The sequence below is a fragment of the Anaerostipes sp. CAG:276 genome (assembly GCF_000432215.1).
GTDB classification, from domain to species: domain Bacteria; phylum Bacillota; class Clostridia; order Lachnospirales; family Lachnospiraceae; genus Anaerostipes; species Anaerostipes caccae.
Window position 1 is genome coordinate 129,991 of the sequence record NZ_FR889197.1, and the last position, 5,002, is coordinate 134,992.

A 5,002-nucleotide genomic window follows, 5' to 3' on the forward strand; every position below is an offset into this window, starting at 1 on the left:
TGCATTAGGAACGCTTCCTGTGTAATTATGTGCGTGGACCATACCTGCCCTTCCGGAGCCGATCAGACATACTTTGACTTCTCTCATCTTATTTTCCTCCCCTTATTCCTGCATCTCTTTTATAATCTCAACACCTGCACTCGTTCCGAGTCTCTCAGCTCCGGCTTCTATCATATCCAGGGCAGTTTTCAGATCTCTGATGCCTCCCGCGGCTTTTACTTTCACTGTATCGCCCACGACTGATTTCATCAGCCTCACGTCTTCCACTGCAGCCCCTCCGGTTCCAAATCCCGTAGATGTTTTAATGAAATCCGGCTTTACCTCTTTTGCAATTTCTGCAACTTTTGTTTTTTCTTCGTCAGTCAGGTAACAGTTTTCAAAGATCACTTTGCTGATGACCCCTGCCTTCCTGCAGACAGCCACGATCTGCTCCATCTCTTCTTTTATGTACTCGAAATTTTTGTTTTTTACTTCCGCCACGTTGATCACATAGTCAATCTCATCGGCTCCCTTTTCTATGGCATCTTTGGTCTCGAAGACTTTGCACTCAAGTGTGGTCTGCCCGAGAGGAAATCCAATGGCTGCCCCCACATGCACCGGACTTCCATCCAACAGTTCTTTGCACAGACTGATCTGTGCCGGATTGATCGCTACCATCTTGAACCGGTACTCTTTCGCCTCGCCGCAAAGCTTTTCAAACATTGCTCTGTCTGCAAATGCCTTTAAATTTGTGTGATCTACCATACCTGCCAACTGTTCTGCCGTGATCTTCATCTCTGCACCCTCCATTTCGTTTACATGCGTTTTACTTCGTTTACTTGTGTTTATGGCTTTATATTACCACAGGTAATATATAAAAGCAATACATAATAGAACAAAAGCAAACAAAAGTTTTCGTAAGCGCTGTATCCTCTAATAAAACAAAGAAGAATCTGGAAAGATTTTCTCTCACAGACTCTTCTTTTATAAAATATTTTCAGTTTTTTATTTTTCTTTCATCCCCATGTAGATCTTCTCTGCTGTAATCGGCAGTTCTCTCACACGCACTCCCGACGCATTGTATACTGCCTCAGCGATTGCCGGATTTGGGGTATTAATGACAATTTCTCCGATGGATTTTGCCCCAAAAGGTCCTGTCGGCTCGTAGCTGCTCTGGAATTCTACCCGGATATTTCCGATGTCCTGTCTTGTAGGAATCTTGTACTGCATAAAAGAGTTGGCCGATGTCTTCCCTTTGTCATTGTAAAGGATTTCTTCATACAAAGCCATTCCGATTCCCTGAGCAATGCCTCCTTCGGTCTGGACTCTTGCAAGATTCGGATTAATGACAGTTCCACAGTCCACCACAGCCGCGAAATCAATCAGCTCCACTGCTCCAGTCTCCAAATCCACTTCCACTTCTGCGGCACCTGCCATAAAAGGAGGCGGAGAAGTCGGGGAATAATGGGATTCGCTTGCCTGAAGCGCTTCCTCATTTCCGCACATCACCTGATTGCCGATCTCTTTTAATGATATTTCTTTTCCGCTTTCCGGATGGAACACTCTCTTTCCGTCAAATTCCACTTCTTCCTTAGAACAAGAAATGTACTGGGCACCTTTTTTAAGAATCTTTTCTTTCAAGACCTCACAAGTCTTGACCACAGCCATTCCGGTCACATAGGTTGTACTGGATGCGTAGGAGCCTGTATCATACGGAGATACGTCCGTATCCACTCCGTGGACAATGATCTGATCCATATCACAATCCAGACAGTCTGCTGCCATCTGGGCAAGGATCGTATCGCATCCGGTTCCCATGTCAGAAGCTCCTATGATCAGACTGTAAAATCCGTCGTCGTTTACTTTGATCGTCACAGCAGCCGTGTCCACATTGGAAATTCCGGATCCCTGCATGGCTAATGCCAGACCAACACCCCTGACTTTTCCGTTCCCCATGTCTTTTCTTGGATATTTCTCATCCCATGAGATCATCTCTTTCACCCGCTCCACACATTTGTCCAGAGCACAGCTTGTTGCTGTCTCACCATAGTAAGCAGACATCTTCTGGCCTTCCTTCACCATGTTCATTTCTCTTAACTTCACCGGATCCATATTCATCTTATGGGCCAGTTCATTTACTGCGGATTCCACGGCAAAAATACCCTGAGTAGCTCCGTATCCCCGGTAAGCACCGGCAGACATGACATTGGTATAGACTACATCGTAAGCAAATCGGAATGCTTCTGTCTTGCCGTACAGAGGGATGGACTTATGTCCGGAGAGCCCAACGGTCGTCGGGCCATGCTCTCCGTATGCCCCTGTATTTGACAGAGTATATACATCGATTCCCTTAATAATTCCATTTTCATCTGCACCGATGCGCACGGTGACTTCCATCTCATGCCTCGGACTAGATGCGATGAAAGATTCTTCTCTTGTGTAGACGATCTTCGCAGGCTTCCCTGTCTTCATGGTCACCAGGGCCGGATAGACTTCCGTAACTACCGTCTGCTTCGCCCCAAAGCCTCCTCCGATCCTTGGCTTTACTACACGGATCTTTGACTTTGGAATATCTAAGGCATGTGCCAGAATTCTTCTCACATGGAAAGTGACCTGCGTGGAAGACACCACATTGAGCCTTCCATATGCGTCCATATGTGTAAACGTACAGAAGTTTTCCATCATGGCCTGCTGGTTTGCTTTCGTGTGATAAGTCTCCTCTACGTAATATTTACAATCTTTCAGCACCTTGTCTATATCGCCTTCCTGTGTCTCATTGTGGGCACAGAGATTTCTGCGATTATCCGCCCCAACTTCACAGAGAGCTTTCCAGTTTTCTTCCGGATGCACCAGGATCTCGTGATCTTTCGCCTTTCTGAAATTAAGGACCGGCTCCAGCACTTCGTAATCTACTTTTACAAGCTTCATAGCCTTTGCCACTGCTTTTTCAGAGACACCGGCAATCACTGCAACCGCATCTCCGACAAAACGTACCCTGTCGTCTAAGATCCTGCGGTCATAGGGACTCGGCTCTGGATAAGTCTGTCCGGCCATAGTAAATCTCTTGTCCGGGCAGTCTTCATGAGTCAAAACACACTCAATTCCCGGAACTTTCAGTGCTCTTTCCGTTTCTATTTTCTGGATCTTAGCATGGGCATGGGGACTCCTTAAAACCTTGACAATCAGGCAGTCCTTCGGAGCCAGATCATCCGTATAGACAGGTTTTCCGGTCACCAATGCCATGGAATCTACTTTTGGGACAGAAGTATTGACTGAATTCATGTTACTGTCCTCCTTTTTCTTTCATGTAACTTTGAATGGCGCGCATCTGGCCCTCATATCCGGAACACCGGCAGAGGTTCCCTGCCAGATACTCTTTTATTTCCTCAATGGATGGATCTTTTAATTCTCTCATCATCGCAATCACATTCATGATAAATCCTGGAGAACAGTATCCACACTGTTCTGCCCCTTCTTTTGCCAGGAACCTTCCAAAATCTTCCGCCTCTTCCTGAAGCCCTTCTAAAGTAACGATTTCTTTTCCTTCTGCCCTGGCTGCCGGCATGGCGCAGGAAAGACTCGGTTTTCCGTCCACCAAAACGGTACACAGACCGCAGTTGGTTGTGTCACAGCCCCTTTTGACGCTGTAACATCCCATATCTCTCAATAAATCCAGCAGCATACAGTCCGGCTCTATATCAGCTGCCGCCGGCTTTCCGTTTAACTGAAATTTCACTTCCATCCCTATGACTCCTCCAATACAGCATTTGCGGCACGCCTTACGAGAACTTTTGCGATCGCTTCCCGGTATTCAGCGCTGCCTCTCATATTGCTTCCAAATTTCATGTCAGCGACTGCCTTTTCGCCCAAAGTCTCTGCCGGTTCTCCATGGATCACAGCAAGCTCAGCCTTCGCCGGCCTTGCTCCAACGGAGACATACCATGTATCTTCCTTTTTAGATACAGCACATGCAGCCACAGGGAAATCGGTCTTTGTCGCCCTCTGGGACAGATAAGCGACTCTGCGCCCATCTTTTTTAATGATGATCTTCTCTAAGATATCACGGTCACGCTTCCTGTCAGCAAATTCAGCCAAAGTCATTTTCCCTGCATGAACCAACACCACTTCCGTGTCGAGGGCAAGCAGACAGGTCAACACATCAGAAAAACCAAATCTGCCGTAGATACTCCCGCCTACTGTGGCCTGATTCCTGAACTGGACACCCACGATATGCCGCACGCTTTCCTTTATGGCTCCGCAAAAATAAGCCTCCAGCCCCGGATGAGTTTCCAGGCTCCTCAGGGAACACATAGCTCCGATCTCAAACGCATCCTCTGTCTCCCTAATGTAGTCTAAATCAAGTCCGGACAAATCAATGGCATTTTGTATGCGGGGAGAACAAAGTCTCAGCCACATCATCCCCCCAAGGACCCGGTTAGCCTTCTTTTGGTTCAGCTCATATGCCTCCGAAAGACTTTCCGGCCTTAAATAATTTGCTATCGTTACCAATTTAATCTCCTCCATCGTCATTCGTTAAAATCACTCCCCGTCCGACACATTTTTTCGTTTCCGGACAGAAAACACTAATTTATACTCTAACATAGAAATAAGAAAGAACGAAAGAGTTTTTTGAGAAAAACCAGATGTATACAAGAATTAGATAAATTTATACCCTTCAGGTGGGTGCGCTATATTTGATAAGGTATGGGGTTTTTAGCGCTATTTCCGTCACGCTTTGAAATGCATTCCTCCAATAGTGCTAAAAAACTATCGTTAGATAGTTCCAAATGGACCGCCGCAGAGACTTTGCTGAATGTTAAAAAATCTTACATATCTGAGGCAGCAAGTCGTAAAACTAGTCAAAATGTCATGACATACAGAAAAATACCCTGGCAGTTAGACATGGACTCCTATTCTGTGCCTAACTATCAGGGTATATCTTATTTCTGTTACTGTTTATCTGGCTGTGATGAAACGGTTTGATCTTGCAATCAAATTTCAATACAACTCTTGTTACTGTTTA

4 protein-coding genes are annotated in these 5,002 nt (G+C 45.9%); all 4 read right to left on the minus strand.

Annotated features, from left to right (window positions below; translation table 11 throughout):
* Window positions 1-102: 102 nt before the first annotated feature.
* Complete coding sequence (gene deoC / locus QVP35_RS11235; protein WP_009288926.1) at window positions 103-789, minus strand: deoxyribose-phosphate aldolase; 687 nt, start codon at window positions 787-789, stop codon at window positions 103-105.
* 195 nt (window positions 790-984) lie between these two features.
* Window positions 985-3,261: a xanthine dehydrogenase family protein molybdopterin-binding subunit gene (locus QVP35_RS11240; protein WP_009288927.1), complete on the minus strand. Its 2,277-nt coding sequence runs from the start codon at window positions 3,259-3,261 to the stop codon at window positions 985-987.
* Window position 3,262: 1 nt separating this feature from the next.
* Complete coding sequence (locus QVP35_RS11245; RefSeq protein WP_009288928.1) at window positions 3,263-3,721, minus strand: (2Fe-2S)-binding protein; 459 nt, start codon at window positions 3,719-3,721, stop codon at window positions 3,263-3,265.
* Between the two features lie 2 nt (window positions 3,722-3,723).
* On the minus strand, window positions 3,724-4,509 hold the full coding sequence (locus QVP35_RS11250; RefSeq protein WP_009288929.1) for an FAD binding domain-containing protein: 786 nt from the start codon (window positions 4,507-4,509) through the stop codon (window positions 3,724-3,726).
* Window positions 4,510-5,002 lie beyond the last annotated feature (493 nt).